Here is a 19,184-nt window from a genome sequence, read left to right as displayed (position 1 = left end):
TCCATGCAGATCGGGACCAACCAGTTTTACGACACCGGGTCGTCGCAGCTGTCGAAACTGTCGGCCAAGGCCGACGCGCTCAACACGCAGATCGCGACGACCAAGAGGTTCACCGCTCCGTCGGCCGATGTCGTCGCCTATACGCGGCTTGCGACGATCAAGCAGGCAACGGCCGACGGCGCCGCCTATGCCAGCAACGTCAGCCTCGCCAAGTCGCTGCTCGCGCAGTCGGATTCGACGCTCTCGGCGGTCTCGACGCAACTCCAGCGTGCCGCCGAACTGACCACGCAGGCGGCGAACGGCACGCTCAACGACACCGACCGCAAGACCATCGCGATCGACCTGCAGAGCATTCGCGACGATCTCGTCAATCTGGCGGGGACCAAGGATGTGCGCGGCCAGCCGCTGTTCGGCGCCGCGACCGGCACGACCGCGGTAACGCAAGCCGCCGACGGTACGGTCAGCTTCGGCGGGACGGGGGAAGCATCGGCGATTCCGGTCGCCGACGGCACCGCGATCCAGGCGACCGACAGCGCACGGCGCGTATTCGGCGCGATCCCGACCAGCGGCGGCGGCACGACCGACGTGTTCGCGCTGCTGTCGACCTTCGTCACCGCGCTCAACGCCGGCGGCGACGTGTCGACCGCGACGGGCACGGCCGCGAACGGGCTGCAGGCCGCGCTGACGCAGGTCAGTAGCGTGCAGGGCTCGGTCGGCGCGCGCGCCGCGCGGCTCGACATCGTCTCGACGCAGGCGACCGATGCCGCCGGTGCGCGCGAGCTCGACCGCTCGGCGCTCGAGGATACCGACCAATCGAGCGCCATCGTCGAGTTGCAGAAGACGATGACCGTGCTGTCGGCGACGCAAGCGAGCTTCACCAAGCTCAATTCGTTGTCGCTGTTCGATTATCTGAAATAATCGCGCCCGCACGGTGGGGCCGGGGGAGCGCGGTGCAGAAGAAACCCGCCCTGGTTAACCGCTTGCACACCAATCCGCGCTAACCCTCATGATACGCCGGCTGGTCCTCCCGACCCGCCAAGCCAGGGGCCACCATCACCTATGTTTCCGGTTATCGGCCTTGTCGTCCTCCTCGTGATGATCTTCGGCGGATTCGCGATCACCGGTGGCGCACTCGGCCCGGTGATGGAGGCGATCCCGCACGAGATGCTGATCATCGGCGGCGCCGCGATCGGTGCGCTGATCATCGGCAATTCGATGAAGGAACTGAAGGCGCTTGGCGGCGGCCTGGCCAAGGTCTTCAAGGGACCGAAATACAAGAAGCAGGATTATCTCGACGTCATCTTCCTCGTCAGCAAGCTGATGAAGATGCTGCGCACCGACGGACCGATCGCGCTCGAGCCGCATGTCGAGGATCCCAAATCCTCGGCGGTGTTCGCCGAATATCCGCGCCTACTCGCCGATCACACGCTCACCAACCTGATCGCCGACACGCTGCGACTGGTCGTCGTGTCGTCGGGGACGCTCGACGTCCACGCGGTCGAGGACGTGATGGACAATATGATCAAGACCCACCACCACGAGGTCGAGGGCGCGCAGGGTACGCTCGCGACGCTCGCGGATGCGCTGCCCGCGCTCGGCATCGTTGCGGCGGTGCTCGGCGTGGTCAAGACGATGGGCTCGATCGACAAGCCGCCGGCAATCCTCGGCGCGATGATCGGCTCGGCGCTGGTCGGCACCTTCATGGGGGTGCTGCTCGCCTATGGCATCGTCGCGCCGCTCGCCAACCGGCTGAAGCAGGTGATCGACGCCGACGGCGCGATCTACCACGTCGTCAAGCAGATCATCATCGCCTCGCTCCACGGCCACCCCCAGCCGCTCGTCATCGAAGCGGCGCGCTCCGGCATCGCGCATTCGAACCAGCCTGGCTTCGCCGAGGTGTTCGACGGCCTTCGCGGGCGCTGATCGATGGCCGCCGCGCGCGCCCCGCATGGCAGCAACGTGCCGCCCAAGATCATCTACAAGAAGATCTACATCGAAGGCCATGGCGGGCATCACGGCGGCGCCTGGAAGGTCGCCTATGCCGATTTCGTCACCGCGATGATGGCCTTCTTCCTGCTGATGTGGCTGCTCGGCGCGACCAACGAAAAGCAGCGCAAGGCGCTCGCCGACTATTTCTCGCCGACGCTTGTCCAGCTGAAGGAAAACAGCGCCGGCTCGAACGGCATCTTCGGCGGCGATTCGATGACCTCGAAGGACAATTACGCGCATCGCGCCTCGCAGACCGGAACGCGCTCGATGACGATCCCGGTCGAGGCGATCGGCGGCGACCAGGTCGGCACCGGGCAGAAGGGCACGCTCAAGGACAAGGCCGCCCTGTCGGCCGAGGACCGCCGCAACTTCGCGGTGATGAAGCGCCAATTGACCAAGTCGATGGCGACCAACCCAGCGCTCGCCAAGCTCTCGAGCCACGTCCGCTTCATCAAGACCAATGACGGGATGCGGATCGACCTGCTCGACGATGCCGATTATTCGATGTTCGACCTCGGCACGACGCAACTCGATCCGCGCGCGTCGACGCTCATCGGGTTGATCGCGAATTCGATAAAGGGCACCGACAATCCCATCATGATCCGCGGACACACCGACAGCCTGGGCTATGGCGACCCGCTCGCGATGAACAATTGGATGCTGTCGAGCGCGCGCGCCGAGGCGACGCGCCGGCGGCTCGCGGCGGGTGGGATCGCCGAGCAGCGCTTCAACCGGATCGAGGGCGTCGCCGACCGTGAGCCGATGATCAAGGGCACGCCGTCCGACCCGCGCAATCGCCGCGTCGCGATCACCCTGCTCTACCGCGCGACCAGCTTCGGACAATAATGCCGGGCGAGCGCAGGACCGAGCGCTGGGTCACACTCAGTCTGCAAGCCGCACTCGCGCTGCTGCTGCTCTACGGCCTGACCGCCATCCCTGCGCTTGCCGGGCAGTGGGGCACCAGCTTTACCAGCGTCGGCGTCGTCGCCGGCTGGATCGCGCTCGCCGCGACGGGCTTCCACATGCTGCGCGACCGCCCCGGCCCGGCGCCGCTCGCCGCGCTGGGCCTTGCGCTCGTCGTGATGCGCTGCGCCTTCGCGCTGCTCGCGGTCGGGCGGACCTCGACCGGCGACCCCAATTCCTATCTCAACCTCGCCAAGGGCCTGCTCGCAGGCCACGGGCTGGTGATTTACGAGCCGTTTTTCGGGTCGGCGTGGCGCGCGCTGTTCCCGCCGCTCTACCCGCTTTTGCTCGCCGGCTGGGGCGCGCTGTTCGGCTTCGCCACGCCCGCGGTGCTGGCGCTGGGGACTGTGGTCGACCTGGTCGCGGCGTGGCTGCTGTATCGGCTCGGCACGCGGCTCGGCGGCGCGCTCGCCGCGCGGCGGGCGGCGTGGCTCTACCTGATCTGGCCGTCGGTGCTGTTTTCGGCGCCGCTCGCGCAGAAGGAATCGCTGTGCGCAGTGCTCGTGCTCGCGCTCGCGCTGGCGTGGATCGATCGACGCCCGGGTTGGCGCGGCGCGCTCGCTCTGGGGCTCCCCGCCGGGCTGCTCGCGCTGACCCAGCCGGGCGAGGCGCCGCTTGCCGCTTTGTTCGGGCTGGTGCTGGTCGGCCGGATCGGCCTGTGGGGCGTCCTTCTGACCGGACTGCGCGGCGGACTCGTCGCCGTCATCGTGCTGCTGCCGTGGTGGGTGCGCAACGCGATCGTCTTCCACGCCTTCGTGCCGCTCACTACCGCAGGCGAGGCGAGCCTGTGGATCGGCAATAATCCCGAGGCGACCGGCAATTGGGAACCGCCCCCGCCCGAGCTCAAGGGCATCCCCGAGCTCGACTACGGCAAGCGGATCGGCGGTCTCGCGCGCGAGTGGATCGTCACGCATCCGCTCGGCTTCGTCCGGCTGACGCTGACCAAGTTCGTGCGCGCGGGCGGGATCGCCGATTTCGGGGTCGACCGGCTCGTCGCGATGGGGCCGCCCTTTCCGCGTGTGCTTGCCGCCGCGTTGTGGCCGCTGTCGCTGTTCGCACACCTCGGCATGCTCGGCGGGGCGGCGGCCAAGCTCGGCGGACGCGTGCCCTTCACGCTCGTCCTGCTGATCGCCGCGTGCGGGCTGCAACTGCTGCTGTTCGGCGTGTGGTTCGAATTTGGCGAGCGCCACCGCGAGTTCGTCACGCCGTTCCTGCTGCTCGCTTTGTGCTGGTCGTTCACGCTACCGGTTGAGAAAGCCTCCCACGCCCCCTAGCTTGGGGCGGTGAAGAACGCCGTCACCGCCCGCATCGCCGACGGCATCGCCGCCATCCCTGCGGGCCAGTGGGATGCCTGCGCCGGCAGCGCCAATCCCTTCGTCAGCCACGCCTTTCTCTCGATCCTCGAAGCCTCGGGCAGCGCCCGCGCGCGCACCGGCTGGCAGCCGATCCCGATCGTCGTCGACGGCGAGGACGGCACGCCCGCCGGAATCGCCCCGGCTTACGCCAAGAGCCACAGCCAGGGCGAATATGTCTTCGACCATGCCTGGGCCGATGCGTGGGAGCGCGCCGGCGGATCCTATTACCCCAAGCTGCAGATCGCGGTGCCCTTTACCCCCGCGCCGGGGCCGCGGCTGCTGCTGCGCGATCCCACGCAGGCGCCGGCGCTGATCGCCGCGATCGAGGCGGTGACCGACCAGCACGGTCTCTCCTCGGCGCACGCCACCTTCATCGCGCCCGAGCAGCTGCCCGCATTCGAGGCGGCAGGCTGGCTGATCCGCGAGGGGACGCAATTCCACTGGCAGAATCAGGGCTATGCCGATTTCGACGGCTTCCTCGCAGATCTCGCCAGCCGCAAGCGCAAGGCGATCCGCAAGGAGCGCGCCGGCGCGGTCGAGGGGCTGACGATCCGCCACGTCGCGGGCGCCGACATCAGCGAAGCCGACTGGGACGCCTTCTGGGTGTTCTATCAGGACACCGGCGCGCGCAAATGGGGCCAGCCCTACCTAACGCGGCAATTCTTCAGCCTGCTCGGCGAGACGATGCCCGAACGCGTGCTGCTGATTCTCGCCGAGCGCGACGGCCGCCCGATCGCCGGCGCGCTCAACCTGATCGGCGAAGACACGCTCTACGGCCGCTATTGGGGCTGCACCGAGGACGTGCCGTTCCTCCATTTCGAGCTCTGTTACTATCAGGCGATCGACGCTGCGATTGCGCGCGGCCTCAAGACGGTCGAGGCCGGCGCGCAGGGCGAGCACAAGCTCGCGCGCGGCTATGTCCCCGTGCCGACCTGGTCGGCGCACTACATCCCCGACGCCGGCTTCCGCCGCGCGATCGCCGGTTATCTCGAACGCGAGCGCCAGTCGGTCGAATCCGACCAGGCGTTTCTGGGTACGATGACGCCGTTCAAAAAGGGCTGACAGCGCCCCGATTCATTGCTGGCGCGGGAACCTTAAGGCATGGTGCGTGCGTTACCCGCTCACCTTATCCAGACCGAAGCCGAGGTCCCGCATGCACTTCATCGTCAATGATCGCGCGGTAGAGGTTGAGGCCGATCCGCGCACCTCGCTCCTCGACCTGTTGCGCGAAAATCTCGGGCTGATGGGCAGCAAGAAGGGCTGCAATCAGGGCGCCTGCGGGGCGTGCACCGTGATTGTCGACGGCGACCGGATCAACGCCTGCCTCGCGCTCGCGGTGCAATATGAAGGGCGCTCGATCACCACGGTCGAGGGCCTGAGCGACGCCGACGGACTCCACCCGCTGCAGCGCGCCTTCATCGAGCATGACGGCTTCCAGTGCGGCTATTGCACCCCCGGCCAGCTCTGCTCGGCAGTGGCGATGGCGGGCGAGATCGCGCGCGGCGTGCCGAGCCATGTGACCGGCGACCTCACCGCCGAGACGATCGCGCTCGACCATGACGAACTGCGCGAGCGGATGAGCGGCAATCTGTGCCGCTGCGGCGCGTACAATGGGATCGTCGACGCGATCGCCGAGACCTATCGGGAGAAAGCGGCATGACCCCGTTCCGCTACGCCCGCGCCGCCGACGCGCCCGACGCGATCCGGCTGCTCGGCGCCGAGCCCGCCGCGAAATATCTCGGCGGCGGGACCAACCTCGTCGACCTGATGCGCGAGACGATCGAGAAACCGGCGAGCCTGGTCGACGTCACCCAGCTTTCGCGAGAGATCGTTGCGCGCGACGACGGCTCGGTGCTGATCGGCGCGGCGGTGACCAACACCGCGCTCGCCGCCGACCACACGATCCGCGCGAAATTCCCCTTGCTGTCGCGCGCGATCCTCGCCGGCGCGAGCGCGCAGATCCGCAACATGGCCACCGTCGGCGGCAACATCCTCCAGCGCACGCGCTGCGGCTATTTCTACGACGATGCCGCGCGCTGCAACAAGCGCGAGCCCGGTGCGGGCTGCGACGCAGTCGGCGGGTTCAACCGCATCCACGCGATCCTCGGCGCGTCGCCGGCGTGTGTCGCGACGCATCCGTCGGACATGTGCGTCGCGCTCGCCGCGCTCGACGCGCAGGTTCACCTGTCGGGGCCAGAGGGCGCGCGCAGCATCGCGCTGGCCGATCTCCACCGTTTGCCCGGTGATCGCCCTGATATCGAGACCGAGCTCCGCGCCGGCGAGCTGATCGTCGCTGTCGAGCTGCCGGCCTCGTCGTTCGCGGCGCGCTCGGCCTATCGTAAGGTGCGCGACCGCGCGAGCTATGCCTTTGCGCTGGTCTCGGTCGGCGCTGCGGTCGAACTCGACGGCGCCACGATCGGCGACGTGCGGATCGCGCTCGGTGGCGTCGCGCACAAGCCGTGGCGTGCGCTGAAAGCCGAGGCAGCGCTGCGCGGCCAGGCGCCGACCGAGGCCAATTTCCGCGCCGCGGCCGAGTTCGAGCTCGCCGATGCCGCCCCCTTGCGCGACAATGCGTTCAAGATCGAGCTCGCCAGGCGCGCGATCGTCGCCACATTGACCGAACTGACGGAGAACCCGGCATGAGTATCGTCGAGAGCGCAGCGGCGCGGGTACAAGGCGCGGTCCAGTCGGTGATGAAGAAGGCGATCGAGCTCGCCCCCGACAGCTGGATTCCCGGCGGCGTTCCCGATCCGCTGATCCAGCACAAGCATGGCCTGGTCGGTACGCAGGTCTCGCGGCTCGACGGTCCGCTCAAGGTGCAGGGCGCGGCGCGCTTCTCGGCCGAATTTCCGGTCGAGCATATGGTCTATGCCGCGCTCGCCTTCAGCACGATCGCCAAGGGCCGGATCGCGACGCTCGACGTTGCGGCGGCGGAAGCCGCACCCGGCGTCGTCCTGGTGATGACGCATCGCAACGCGCCCGAGCTGAAGCCGACGCCCGCCTTCATGACCGGCCCGAAAGCCGCAGGCGGCGATGATATTCCCGTGCTGCAGGACGATCGCGTCAACTGGAACGGACAGCCGATCGCCGTCGTGCTCGCCGAGACGCAGGAGCAGGCCGACCATGCCGCTTCGCTGATCGTCGCGACCTATGAGTCCGAACCCGCCAAGACGGTGTTCGAGGATGCCAGGGGCGACAGCAAGCCCGCTAGTTTCCAGGGCGAGCCGATGCTGCTCGAGATCGGTGACGCCGATGCCGCGCTCGCCGCGGCGCCGCACAAGGTCGACGTCACCTATCGCACCCCGCGCCACAACCACAATCCGATCGAGCTGCACGCCGCGACCGTGCTGTGGGAGGGCGACACTCTGATCGTCCATGACGCATCGCAAGCCGTCGCGCACGTCGCCTGGACGCTGGCGCAGGTGTTCGGGCTCGAGGAGGACCAGGTCCACGTCACCTCGCCCTATGTCGGCGGTGGTTTCGGCAGCAAGACGCTGTGGCAGCACCAGATCCTCGCCGCCGCGGCGGCCAAGCTCGCCGGGCGCCCGGTGCGCATCATGCTGACGCGCGAGGGCGTCTATCGCGTCGTCGGCGGGCGCACGCTGACCGAGCAGCGTGTCGCAATCGGCGCGCAGGCTGATGGCGGCTTCGATGCGCTGATCCACACCGGCACCGTGGCGATGACCGCGCACAACAACATGCCCGAGCCGTTCATCCTGCCCTCGAAGTCGGCCTATGCCGCGGGCAGCTTCCGGCTCGACGTCGAGGCGGTCGAGCTCGACATGCTCGCCAACACCTTCATGCGCGCGCCGGGCGAATCGGTCGGCACCTTCGCACTCGAAAGCGCGGTCGACGAGCTCGCGGTGCAGCTCGGGATCGACCCGATCGCGCTGCGCGAACGCAACGAGCCCGAGAAGGACCCGACGACGGGCACGCCCTTTTCGACGCGCAACATCGTCGCGGCGTATCGCACCGGCGCCGAGCGCTTCGGCTGGGACAAGCGCAACGCCACGCCGGGGTCACGCCGCGAGGGCGAATGGCTGGTCGGGCTCGGCTGCGCGACCGCGACCTATCCCTATTACCGTATGCCCGGCGGCGCCGCGCGGCTGACGCTCGACAAGGACGGCCACGCCACGGTCGAGATCGCCGCGCACGAAATGGGCATGGGCACCGCGACGACGCATACGATGGTGCTGGCCGACCGGCTCGGGCTGCCGCTCGACCAGGTCACCTTCCGCTATGGCGATTCGAAGATGCCGGGGGTGGTGCTCGCCGGCGGGTCGCAGCAGACCGCCTCGATCGGCGCGGCGGTGATCGCCGCGCAGACCGCCTTGTTCACCGAATTGCTCAAGCTGGCGGGCAACGATTCGCCGCTTGCCGGGCTCAAGCCGAGCGAGGTCGGCGGGCATGACGGCGGGCTGTGCAAGCTCGACGATCCGAGCGCGTGCGAAAGCTACGTCTCGATCCTGTCGCGCGCGCAGCGCGATTCGGTGAGCGTCGAGGCCGAGGGCTCGCGCCCGCTCGAGACGCAGCATTGGTCGATGCACTCCTATGGCGCGATGTTCTGCGAGGCGCGCGTCAATGCGGTGACCGGCGAAGTGCGGATCAGCCGGTTCCTCGGCTCGTTCGACTGCGGCAAGATCCTCAATGCCAAGACCGCGACGAGCCAGTTCCGCGGCGGGATCATCATGGGCCTCGGCATGGCGCTGATGGAGGAGACGCAGTTCGACGAGCGCAACGGCCGGGTAATGAACCCGAGTCTCGCCGAATATCATGTACCCGTCCACATGGACGTGCCCGAGATCGACGTGATCTGGACCGACATCCCCGATCCGCATGCGCCGATGGGCGCGCACGGCATCGGCGAGATCGGCATCACCGGCGTCGCTGCAGCGGTGGCGAATGCGGTGTTCAACGCCACCGGCAAGCGCGTCCGCGACCTGCCGATCACGCTCGACAAATTGCTGTAACGCCGCGCGCCGGAATCAGCCGGCGTCGCGGAGCGCCCGCACCATCCCGGCCGCGACCGACAATGCGATCTCGGCCGCGCCGAGCGCGTTGATGTCGATCCCGGCGGGGCCGTCGATCCGCGCGAGATCGGCCGCCGCGACGCCCTCCCCCGCCAGCCGCTCGAGCCGCGCCGCATGGCTGCGCCGCGAGCCGAGCGCGGCGACATAGCCGGTCTGCGCGGCGAGCGCGGCGATCAGGCCGGGATCGTCGATCTTGGGATCGTGGCTGAGCGTGACGACCGCGGTCGACGGACCCGGCCGCCACGCCGCGATCGCCTCGTCGGGCCAGCGATCGTCGAGCGTCACGCCGGGAAAACGCTCCTCGGTGAGGAAGCGCGTGCGTGGGTCGATCACGACCGTCTTGACCCCGAGCGTCGCCGCGATCTGCGCGAGCGACTGCGCGATCTGCACCGCGCCGACGATCAGCAACTGGCGCGGCGCAGTGTAGCTGTTGGCGAACGATTCGTTCCCCGCGACCGGCGTCAGCGCGCTCTTGCCCGTCGCGAGATCGGTGTGGACGGTCAGGCCGTGCCCGGTGCTGCGCGCCGCATCGATCGCGTCGAAGAGCGCCTCGGGGAAACCCGCATCGCCGACCGGCTGGACGAGCACGTCGATCGTCCCGCCGCACGGCAGCCCGACCTGCCATGCCGAGCCGTCGGCAACGCCATATTGCCGCCGCTCGGAGCGCCCGCTGCGCAGAACCTCGGCGGCGAGCGCGAGCACGTCGCCTTCGACGCAGCCGCCCGACACCGAGCCCTCCATCCGGCCATCGGCATGGACCAGCATGTGGCTGCCGCGCGGGCGCGGTGCCGAGCCCCAGGTCGACAGGACGGTGGCGAGCGCCATCGGCGCCCCCCGCCAGGTACGGAATGCGCCAAGCGCGGAATCATTATCGGCCATCGCCCTGCACAATGCGCGAACGGCGATTCGGTGCCAAGCGGCACGGCCGGGGCGCACCTCACATCATGCGTCGCGGTACCGCCGCTGTGGTGTCGGGGATAGCGCGTCGCGCGAGCGAGGTCGGAGAGACAGTGTGCGATGGCCCCCGACAGGGGGCCATCGGATCAGAACGTCGCGCGAAAACCCAGGGCCACCGCGCGGCCAGGCAATGGAGCGCGCAGCCGAAGGAAGGAGTTGTGCAGCCGCGCTTCCGCGTTCGTCAGATTGGCGACATCCGCAAAGACTTCGTAACGCGCGCCCCTACCCAAGCGATAGGCGGCATGCGCATCGACCAGCGTGAAGCCGTCCGAGACCGGCTCGCCCTTGGCGACATCGGCCTGCCGCAGATAGCGGACCGCCCCGACTGACGCGCGCAGTGCGCCATTTTCCCAACCCAGATCACCGCCATAGCGCGACATCGGCGTGCGCGGCAGAGCGTCGCCGTCGAGCTGCTGGCGGAAATATTGGCGATCCAGCGCGTCGGTCGCGCCACTCGCAAACGGACTATACCCGTCCGGCAGGGCGAAGACCGCGCGGAACGTCGCCTCCCCCTCGATCCCGCTGAATCGGGTGTCGCCCTGTCGCCATTCGCGCACGGGCAGCGTCCGCGAGACCCCGGTATTGCCGAGATAGATGTAATCCACGAACCGTGTGCGATAGGCCGACACCGCCGCCGAGCGTCGGTATGCGGCCGTCGATGGCGAAGAACCGGGCATTGGCGATCTGCGAAATTGCCGTTCGACGGCTCAGACCTGCGCCATGCCTCCGTCGACGAACACCTCGGCACCGGTCATGAAGCTGCTGTCTTCGCTGGCAAGGAACAGCGCAACTGCGGCCGTCTCTTCGGGCTGGCCGATCCGACCTAGCGGCGTTTGTGCCGTCAGGGCGGCGACGAGCGCCTTTTCCTCTTCGGGCGAACCCGCGAGACCTTGGAGACCCGGCGTGAAGGTCGCTCCGGGCGAAAGCACGTTGACGCGGATCCCGCTGTCCTTGAGGTCCAGCGCCCAGCTTCGCGCGAAATTGCGCACCGCGGCCTTGCTTGCACTGTAGACGCTGAACGCCGCTGTGCCTTTCGACCCAGTGGTCGAGCCGGTGAGAATGATTGATCCGCCCGACTGCATCAGTGGCAGCGCTTTTTGTACAGTAAACAGCGTGCCCCGCACGTTGGTATCGAAAGTGCGGTCGAACTGCTCCTCCGTAATCATGCCAAGCGGCGCCATATCGCCACCCCCGGCGTTGGCGAACACGATATCCAATCCGCCACGCTTATCCCGTACGACGTCGAACAACCGGTCGAGATCGTGGAGGCTGGCAACATCACTGCGAATGCCTGTGACGGCGCCGCCGATCTCGTCGATGGCTTTGTCCAGTTCGGCCTGGCGGCGCCCGGTGATGAAAACGTAAGCGCCCTCAGCAACGAAGCGCTTTGCGGTCGCGAGGCCAATGCCACTGGTGCCGCCGGTGATGAGGGCTGTTTTGCCTTGAAGTCTGGTCATGTGTTGCTCCGAGCATCGAATGATGCAGAAGTAGACATGGGCTTTCGTGCTTACTAGTATGCACCTTTTGGTAAGTACCTGGAGTTGCCGGTGGAGAGCAGGAATTTCAACTGCGGTCTGGACGTGGCGCTGTCGGTGATTGGCGGTAAGTGGAAGCCGCTGATCCTGTTCCATCTGGCGCACGAAACGCGGCGCTACGGAGAGCTCAAGCGGGCGATCGGTGGCGTGAGCGACAAGGTGCTGATCCAGCAGCTCAAGGAGCTGAATGCAGATGGCGTTGTCGATCGCCGCGATCATCAACAGGTCCCGCCCAAAGTCGACTATACGCTGACGCCTTTCGGCAAGACGCTGGCCGATACGCTCGTACCGCTATGTGCTTGGGGCACTGAACATATCACCAAGGTCGAGCAAATCGTCGCCAATCGCGCCGGCGACGACGTGAGCGTCGCTGCATAGAGCCGCCGCGGGTCGTTCCGGCCGATCATCGGGAGCTATCGATGTCTTACGAAGCAGTTGAGTCGACGTCCGCGTCAGGGGCCACGCCAAGGTAGCACGAATGTCGGATTGTGGGTCTTCGCGGTTCGCCGAGCTTCGGTTCGGCCGGCATGGGCCGCCGTCCCGCGGTTCACATTGGTGGAGTGCAATACAGCAAGCGCGCATTGGCAGTCACTTCAGCGACGTAAGGACATTTAGGAAAGCGCGGATCTTCGAGCTCGACAGGCGGCGCGAGTTCTGGAGCGCCCAGATCTCGACTTTCGGCCCGTCATCGACGCCCCACACGACCAACCTGCCCGCAGCGATATCTTGCGCTGCAAGCATTTTCGGCATCAGGGCTACGCCTGCGCTTGCGAGGACCGCGCCCTGCACCATCAGGAAAGATGAGAAGCGCAGCCGCATCTGCGGGCTCAGCACGCGCAGCCCTTGGTCGGTCCTGATGCGCCAGAGCGCGTCGGCGGACGTGGCGATATGCCCTACCGCAGCTACGGTCACTGTGGCGACTTCGGGGTGCGTGAGGAAGGCATTGGGCAAATCGGGGGATGCCACCAAAACGCGCTCGTCCTCAAGAATACGTCGCCCGACCAGCCGCTCGTCGGGGTCCGGGTTGATACGGATCACCAGATCGTAATTGTCCTCGACGGGGTCGACCTTGCGATCCTCGGCAACAATCTCGAGCGCGACATGGGGGTAGGCCTGGACGAAATCCGACGCGACGCGTGGTAGCAGAACATGCGCGAGCACGATCGGAGCGCTGATCCGGAGCGTGCCGCGGGGTTCCGATGCGCCCGACGCGACGGCCCGCTCGGCCTCGCCGATCTCGGCGAGCGGGCCCTGGGTACGATCATGCAGCGCGCGCCCTTCCGGCGTGAGGCGCAACGTCCGCGACCCTCGATCGATCAGCCGCACGCCCAGTTGGGCTTCCAGTTCGGCGACCTTGCGGGACAGCGTCGCCTTGGGCCGCTGCGCCGCGCGACTGGCGCGGCCGAAGCCGCCATGGGTCGCGACCAGGTTGAAATCGGCAAGGGCAGCGAGATCCATTGACGTTCCATTTTAGAGACGAGGTGTCTCAAACATGCCGTCTTATGCAATGATTTGAAACGCCTATCTTGCACCCAGCGACGACAGAGGTCGTCTCGGCGATCAAGGAGATACGACATGACGATCTTGGTAACGGGCAGCACGGGCACGATCGGGACGCAGGTGCTGGCCTTCCTCACCGGGCAGGGTGCCGAGGTCAATGCGCTGACGAGGACGCCGGAAAAGGCGCAGGTCCCGGCCGGCGTCACCGCCGTGCAAGGCGATCTTTCCGATATCGACAGCGTTCGCGCCGCGCTTCGCGGCGTAAGCACACTGTTCCTGCTCGCGCCGAACGCGCCCGATGAGCTGACGCAGGCGATGCTGACGCTGGATGCGGCGCGCACCGCGGGCGTGAAGGGCGTCGTCTATCTGTCGGTATTCAAGGGCGAGGCCTATGCCGACGTACCGCACTTCGCGAGCAAGGTGACGGTCGAGCGCATGATCCATGCCGCAGGGCTGCCCGTCACCATTTTGCGCCCGGCCTATTTCATCCAGAACGACCTGCGGCAGAAGGACGCACTCCTGGGCGGCGGCGTGTACGGCATGCCGATCGGCGACAAGGGCATTTCGATGGTCGACATCCGCGACATTGGCGAGGCTGCGGCCAAAGAACTGCTTCGCCGCGAGCAAGCCGACGCCCCCCTGGCGGCTGAGACCTATGAACTGGTCGGTCCTGACGTCCTGACTGGCGCGACGATCTCAGCGCTTTGGAGCGACGTGCTCGGGCGCCCGATCGGCTATGCCGGGAACGACCTGGAAGCGCTGGAGCACCGGCTGAAAGCGTTCGGACCGGCGTGGCTCGCCTATGACATGCGGCTGATGATGCAGCGCTATCAGCAAGACGGCGCGATCGCCACCGATGCCGAGATCGCGCGCCTCACGGCTCTGCTCGGCCATGCCCCGCGATCCTATCGCGCTTTCGCCGAGGATGCGGCCGCTGGATGGGCGACCGCCTGAGCTCTGAACCAGTCCCTCCGAGGAGATCTCTCATGACCAGCATCCTGTTCGTCGGCCAGAAGCCGGAAACCGTCGACTTTACGGACCCATCGCTCCCGCCCGGCTTCAACGCCGACAGGATCAATGCGGGCATCGCCATTGCGCTCGAAAAAATTCGGGAGCGCGGGTGGCAGGGCGACACCTGCATGATCACGCCCGACGCCGCGGGCAGCGCGATGCTGGCAACCGCGCTGCACGGTGCCGCTTATGATTGTGTGGTGATCGGTGGCGGTCTGCGGCTTCCACCCAAGAGCCTCGGCCTGTTCGAGACCGTGGTGAACCTCGTCCACAAAGCGGCGCCCAATGCCGCGATCGCCTTCAATACGCGGCCCGAAGACACGGCCGAGGCCGCCGCCCGCGTACTCTCGAGGCACTGACCTCAATCGCTGCGTTCGGTTAGCGTGGCTAACCGAACGCGGACGATGGCCGACACTGCAAGAAGTTCGAACCTGAACGAGCGGCGCGTTTCGGAAAGCAGGAAGGGAGACCGGAGTGTCGTCGTCTATTAGGTTTTCGGGGCGACACGCATCCGAATAGCAGATGAACGTACGTCCGCGCTGCGAGGGAACTGGATGTTTGTTTTCGTGTCGCCCCTGGCAGCGAAGCGACGGAGGTGGGCCCAGAAAATCCACGACGGGCTCGCGCCGAGCGCGGTGATGGAATTGCGGGTCGAAGTTGACTGGTTGGACGACGCGACTGTCATTGGGCGTATTCGGGGCAAGGTCAGCTTCAGCCCCGGGATACCAATAGTTCGCGCATTGCGGCGACCTCTCCTGGTGTCGCCTTGTCGATCCAACGTTGCGCCCACCATGTATCGGTCGACACCAGTTCAGTGACGATGACTGACGCGGTACCGGCAGCCAGAGTTTCCTCCTGGTCGGCGGATGCTGACCCTGCGGTGGACCCCGAAAGCACGGGAGCCTTGGTCGAGTAAGGCGGATCGGTTTGCTCGCTGTCACCGGCTTCTCGATGACGGGTGCGTTGGCAAGCAGCTTGCAAATTCTCCACGATGAACTTGAGGGTGCCAGGGCCCGTCCCCGAGTTCAGAAGTCCCTCGAGCACAACGTCGACCTCTGCCTTCCCCGTCGTGATGTGGGCGATTTCGGTCGGCGAGGTGTTCCGCTTCTCGGCCATTATGGTTCCTTCACAAGGCGCGGGCGCAACATGACGTCGAACACCCTCCCAAGCGAGAGCGTGCCCGACGCAACGATCGTCACCGATTTGCTCAGCCGTTCAGGCGGTCTTTAAGAGCCTTTGCCGGCGTAAAACCCATCTTTTTTGACGCGGCGATCTGAATGGTTGCGCCCGTGGACGGATTGCGGCCCTCGCGTGCGGCGCTGTCCTTGACCTTGAATTTGCCAAAGCCGTTGAGCGAGATTTCTTCGCCCGCGGCTGCCGCGTCGGCGATTGCGGCGAACACCGCATCGACCACGCTCTTGGCGTCACCCTTGCTCAGATCGCTGGAAGCGGCAATCTTCTCCACGAGATCAGAATTGTTCATAGTTCGAGGCTTTCGCTGAGAGTGGAAGCCGCCGCCTATCGATAATCCCGCACTCTGACCAGACGATCGGCGCGCTCGCGCGACGTCGGCAGCGTGGTAGCATGCCCGCGAGCGCATTTAACGCGGCCAAGGTTTCAGGCTGCGACTAGGTGCCGCGCTTCATTTTCCAGCATCGCGCTCAATCTTGCGCAAGCGTCGGGCACGTTGCGTGCGCAAAAACTTAAAACGTCCCCTTCCGGCTCATGGTCACCACAAGCATGCAAGATCATCGTCGATAAGTTAAAAAGGAGCACGCCCGACTGACATCATGCCGCGAGATGCACCGCGGCGTCGTCGGTGCAAAACATCGCTCGCGCCTTGCCGTCTGCCTTCGCATGATAAAGAGCGGCATCGGCTCGGGACAGCAGCCGCACGAGCTCAACGCCCTGATGAGGGGCCACTGCAATGCCGACGCTGACTGAAATATTTACGGCGTTTTCGTCGATTTCGTAGGGAAGGCTTAGCTGCCAGATAATTCGCCGAGCCAGCATGCTGGCTTCGTCGTCATGCAACACGCCGGTCTGTAGCAACACGAATTCATCTCCGCCCAGCCTTGCAACAGTATCCCCGGCGCCGACCAAAGCTTTCAATCGTTGCGCGACCTGCTGCAATAGGGCGTCTCCAGTGGGGTGGCCGTGCTGATCATTGATCGCCTTAAACCCGTCGAGATCGAGAAAATGAACCGCAAGCCGGGTATGACTGCGCTCGGCGGCGTCTATGGATGCCTGAAATCGCTCCCGCAGAAGCAGGCGATTTGCGAGGCCGGTCAGCGCATCATATTTGGCGAGCTGCGCAAAATCATGCCTTGCCGTGTGATGCTCAACCGCCGACCGATAAAGGTGTCCGACGGTATGCAGGCTGAGCCCTTCAATCATCGCAACGAGCGCGGCTTCGACGAGGAACATCTCCGTGTGTAGCGCGTCAGGATGGGGCGCAAACGCTTGGAAGGCGAGCGCCGCGACGGTTGGTCCGGTCGCGAGCAAGAGGCTTATCACGCATATCTTTGGTCTCACCGACGTTCGGGAGATCCAGCCCGCGCCGTAGCTGAACAGCAAGCTTACGGTAACGAGGTGCAAAGCCGGATAAGGGGTCGAGAGCGCCGCGACGTTGAGGGCTGCTAGCAGCACTGCCGATATGTAATTTCCGATGGCGTAGCGCCGTTCCCAGCAGCGCACGTCTTCCATGCCCTCGGCGGGTGGTGCGCGCTGATACGCGCCAATAGCGGCGACGCGCGCCCACGTCGTCAACGCGCCAAGGATTGCAAGAATGGCAAATATGGTTTGGCCGAGTGTGTAGCTCGCAATAACGCAAATTGCCACATAGACGGCGCCGAGCCCTAATACCGGAAGTCGCATACCGAAAAGCATATCGACGAATTCCCGGTAAATTGGCAGCGCGAGGGTGGCGGGATCCGGAAAAAGCCCGATGCTTGCACGCCGTCGGACAGACACTTCCTGATCCGATCGGCTCACGTCTCTTCGCCAATGATGACAATAATCTTGGCGTGGACTGCCCTCCCTAGAGCCAATTGCCGCACCAGCGAGCGCCCTCCTCGCTGCGCTATGTTACGCATATTTCATCTGCTATTTTATCGGTCGCCAGTTAACTCGACATTTTCACGGCATGCGTAAAACTACGGTAGCTGGTGACGCAATAGCGGTGCCCCCTCGGGATCGTTATAGCTAGGCACTATGGTATTCGCCCGATCGGGGCTCGAACCCGGCGGTTTGCCGGACTGCCCGCTACCAGCCCAGCTTCAGTCGTAACGCCACGCCGCCCGGACAAGCGCCGAACGTCGGCGTCCGACAAGAGTCGACGCTCAATCTGCAACTTGGGAATGACGCGTTTGTCCAACTTCCCGGCATTCCATATCGCCTTCGGTGGCTGATCGACCGCTGCCCGGCGAAGATGAACGAGTGTCGAAAGTCGGAAACGTCGAGGAGGACGTTGAATGGCGACTTATGCGTCTGCCTTGGCGCAGGGCGGCGCTGCGGTGGCGGAACAAAGACCCTGGCTCGTCGCACGGGTGCCGACGGGGTCGGTCGACAACCACCGCGCCGATTGGCTTGCCGGCACAAAAACTCGAAACGTCTTGTTCCCACTCACCGTGGCCATAAGCATGCAAGATCGTCGTAGAGAAGCGAAAAAGAAGCGCGTCCGACTGCTATCTTTCGACACTAACCGACTGAAGCAGAGATGGGGGGCGAGTGGCTCTGATTGTCGTCCTTCGGGTCGAACCAATGGCGGATGGAGACAAATCCATCCGATCGAGCAACCTCCACGCTGCTCGACACCTCATTCGATGCCCACGGTAGGTGTGGAGGCATGCGCACGGATAGGACCGAAACGACGGTTTTCTGGGGATTTTGCTAAGATATGTAACTTGTTGCGGCGGGCTCCGAACGAGCCCCTGGCGGAGACGGAGGGATTCGACATTTAGAGATAGGTCACTGATAATTTGAACTTTTTTTCTTCACGATTCGTAACAAAGCCTCGAAAAATACCTCGGAAAATAAACTTTTCATTGCAACCACTTGAGGCGAAAATTCGATTCCTAGGTTAAGATTCGAACCCTCTGACAGTAGATTCGCAATCGGGGATGGCACGCGCAACAGGACCACGCCAATTCTCTAGAAGTGGCTATTCTCAAAATCCGCAAACTGTCCACGTTGTAATTTGGCCGATTTGAGACCGACCACTTTCTCGCCCAATAGCAGTCGGTCGACTTTTGGAAACGGTGATCGCGCCGGCGGCGCTCGAACGGCGATAGTTGGTGGTTAGCCATGCCGAACGCGATAGTCGGAACGAAATTCTTCCAGCGCCTCGCGGAAAAGACGAATGTCCTCCTGCGAGTAGCACTCGATTCCAGCATCATCCTCAAGACCAGCCAAAGCGTTTACGAAAAGCGCGTAATTCTCTTGCGGCGTGCTATCGAAATGCGATTTTCCCGCCATCACACCGTCTCCCTACCGCGCCGACGCGCAGGCGCGATCGGAACCATGACAGTCCCTTGTAATGGAACAATTGATGGCAAGCGGATAAACTTCGACCGCTCTCGCTTTTCGACTAGAGCCTACAAATCGAAGGCGACGATTGCTACAGCCACGATAATACCCACTAGGCATGCAGTAGGCCAAATCCACCACTGGCCAGGGTTTCCTCGGCGAATTTATCAAGCGCACGCTTGAAAATGAAGCCGCTCACCGATCTCTCCTCCAACCTCGTGCTTTAATCACTGCTGCCGTGCTAAGCTTGGCATCGAATAGGAATGTCCGCAATTGGTGAAAAGGCGACCGGCAGCTTTGATAAGACTAGGTCACAA

Annotated in this window: 19 protein-coding genes; 11 read left to right on the top strand and 8 right to left on the bottom strand. The window is 65.0% G+C overall.

Annotated features, from left to right (window positions below; all coding sequences use genetic code 11):
• Positions 1-3 precede the first annotated feature (3 nt).
• The 8 genes from flgL (at position 4) to U1872_RS16190 (ending at position 9,277) form a co-directional block, all read left to right on the top strand.
• Positions 4-918, top strand: coding sequence for a flagellar hook-associated protein FlgL (gene flgL / locus U1872_RS16225; protein ID WP_332793959.1), 915 nt, complete (start codon positions 4-6; stop codon positions 916-918).
• 141 nt (positions 919-1,059) lie between these two features.
• Positions 1,060-1,923 carry a flagellar motor stator protein MotA gene (gene motA / locus U1872_RS16220; RefSeq protein WP_332793958.1) on the top strand — a complete coding sequence of 288 codons (864 nt, stop codon included), beginning with the start codon at positions 1,060-1,062 and terminating at the stop codon, positions 1,921-1,923.
• A 3-nt stretch (positions 1,924-1,926) separates the two neighbouring features.
• Positions 1,927-2,835 (top strand): flagellar motor protein MotB, encoded by a 909-nt coding sequence (locus tag U1872_RS16215; protein WP_332793957.1) that lies wholly within the window; start codon positions 1,927-1,929, stop codon positions 2,833-2,835.
• Positions 2,835-4,226 carry a glycosyltransferase gene (locus tag U1872_RS16210; RefSeq protein WP_332793956.1) on the top strand — a complete coding sequence of 464 codons (1,392 nt, stop codon included), beginning with the start codon at positions 2,835-2,837 and terminating at the stop codon, positions 4,224-4,226. The genes U1872_RS16215 and U1872_RS16210 overlap by 1 nt, the downstream gene beginning before the upstream one ends.
• 9 nt (positions 4,227-4,235) lie before the next feature.
• Positions 4,236-5,369, top strand: a complete 1,134-nt coding sequence (locus tag U1872_RS16205; RefSeq protein WP_332793955.1) for a GNAT family N-acetyltransferase — start codon at positions 4,236-4,238, stop codon at positions 5,367-5,369.
• A 91-nt stretch (positions 5,370-5,460) separates the two neighbouring features.
• Positions 5,461-5,967: a 2Fe-2S iron-sulfur cluster-binding protein gene (locus tag U1872_RS16200; RefSeq protein ID WP_332793954.1), complete on the top strand. Its 507-nt coding sequence runs from the start codon at positions 5,461-5,463 to the stop codon at positions 5,965-5,967.
• Complete coding sequence (locus tag U1872_RS16195) at positions 5,964-6,950, top strand: FAD binding domain-containing protein (protein WP_332793953.1); 987 nt, start codon at positions 5,964-5,966, stop codon at positions 6,948-6,950. The genes U1872_RS16200 and U1872_RS16195 overlap by 4 nt, the downstream gene beginning before the upstream one ends.
• A complete protein-coding gene (locus U1872_RS16190; protein WP_332793952.1) occupies positions 6,947-9,277 on the top strand; it encodes a xanthine dehydrogenase family protein molybdopterin-binding subunit in 2,331 nt (776 codons plus the stop codon). The genes U1872_RS16195 and U1872_RS16190 overlap by 4 nt, the downstream gene beginning before the upstream one ends.
• Positions 9,278-9,292: 15 nt before the next feature.
• On the opposite strand, the gene U1872_RS16185 is transcribed toward U1872_RS16190, so the two are convergent.
• The 3 genes from U1872_RS16185 to U1872_RS16175 form a co-directional block, all read right to left on the bottom strand.
• Entirely contained in the window at positions 9,293-10,216 is a 924-nt protein-coding gene (locus U1872_RS16185) for an XdhC family protein (protein ID WP_332793951.1), read from the bottom strand.
• Positions 10,217-10,380: 164 nt separating this feature from the next.
• Positions 10,381-10,971: a TonB-dependent receptor domain-containing protein gene (locus tag U1872_RS16180; RefSeq protein ID WP_332793950.1), complete on the bottom strand. Its 591-nt coding sequence runs from the start codon at positions 10,969-10,971 to the stop codon at positions 10,381-10,383.
• A gap of 30 nt (positions 10,972-11,001) precedes the next feature.
• Complete coding sequence (locus U1872_RS16175) at positions 11,002-11,751, bottom strand: SDR family NAD(P)-dependent oxidoreductase (RefSeq protein ID WP_332793949.1); 750 nt, start codon at positions 11,749-11,751, stop codon at positions 11,002-11,004.
• Between the two features lie 90 nt (positions 11,752-11,841).
• On the opposite strand from U1872_RS16175, the gene U1872_RS16170 reads away from it, so the two are divergent.
• Positions 11,842-12,207, top strand: a complete 366-nt coding sequence (locus U1872_RS16170; protein ID WP_332794120.1) for a winged helix-turn-helix transcriptional regulator — start codon at positions 11,842-11,844, stop codon at positions 12,205-12,207.
• Positions 12,208-12,417: 210 nt separating this feature from the next.
• Here U1872_RS16170 and U1872_RS16165 read toward each other — a convergent pair whose 3' ends face one another.
• Complete coding sequence (locus U1872_RS16165) at positions 12,418-13,287, bottom strand: LysR family transcriptional regulator (RefSeq protein ID WP_332793948.1); 870 nt, start codon at positions 13,285-13,287, stop codon at positions 12,418-12,420.
• A 117-nt stretch (positions 13,288-13,404) separates the two neighbouring features.
• On the opposite strand from U1872_RS16165, the gene U1872_RS16160 reads away from it, so the two are divergent.
• A complete protein-coding gene (locus U1872_RS16160; protein WP_332793947.1) occupies positions 13,405-14,283 on the top strand; it encodes an SDR family oxidoreductase in 879 nt (292 codons plus the stop codon).
• 32 nt (positions 14,284-14,315) lie between these two features.
• Entirely contained in the window at positions 14,316-14,699 is a 384-nt protein-coding gene (locus tag U1872_RS16155; RefSeq protein WP_332793946.1) for a hypothetical protein, read from the top strand.
• 352 nt (positions 14,700-15,051) lie between these two features.
• On the opposite strand, the gene U1872_RS16150 is transcribed toward U1872_RS16155, so the two are convergent.
• The 4 genes from U1872_RS16150 to U1872_RS16135 all read right to left on the bottom strand — a co-directional run bounded on the left by U1872_RS16150 (position 15,052) and on the right by U1872_RS16135 (position 18,816).
• Entirely contained in the window at positions 15,052-15,456 is a 405-nt protein-coding gene (locus tag U1872_RS16150; RefSeq protein WP_332793945.1) for a hypothetical protein, read from the bottom strand.
• A gap of 91 nt (positions 15,457-15,547) precedes the next feature.
• On the bottom strand, positions 15,548-15,823 hold the full coding sequence (locus U1872_RS16145) for an HU family DNA-binding protein (protein WP_332793944.1): 276 nt from the start codon (positions 15,821-15,823) through the stop codon (positions 15,548-15,550).
• A gap of 305 nt (positions 15,824-16,128) precedes the next feature.
• Positions 16,129-17,334 (bottom strand): diguanylate cyclase domain-containing protein, encoded by a 1,206-nt coding sequence (locus U1872_RS16140; protein ID WP_332793943.1) that lies wholly within the window; start codon positions 17,332-17,334, stop codon positions 16,129-16,131.
• A 1,305-nt stretch (positions 17,335-18,639) separates the two neighbouring features.
• Positions 18,640-18,816 carry a hypothetical protein gene (locus tag U1872_RS16135; RefSeq protein ID WP_332793942.1) on the bottom strand — a complete coding sequence of 59 codons (177 nt, stop codon included), beginning with the start codon at positions 18,814-18,816 and terminating at the stop codon, positions 18,640-18,642.
• Positions 18,817-19,184 lie beyond the last annotated feature (368 nt).

This window comes from Parasphingomonas frigoris (assembly GCF_036663815.1).
Lineage (GTDB): Bacteria > Pseudomonadota > Alphaproteobacteria > Sphingomonadales > Sphingomonadaceae > Sphingomonas.
The sequence above is the reverse complement of the archived record's forward strand: the minus strand, read 5'-3'. Positions and strand labels throughout refer to the sequence as shown.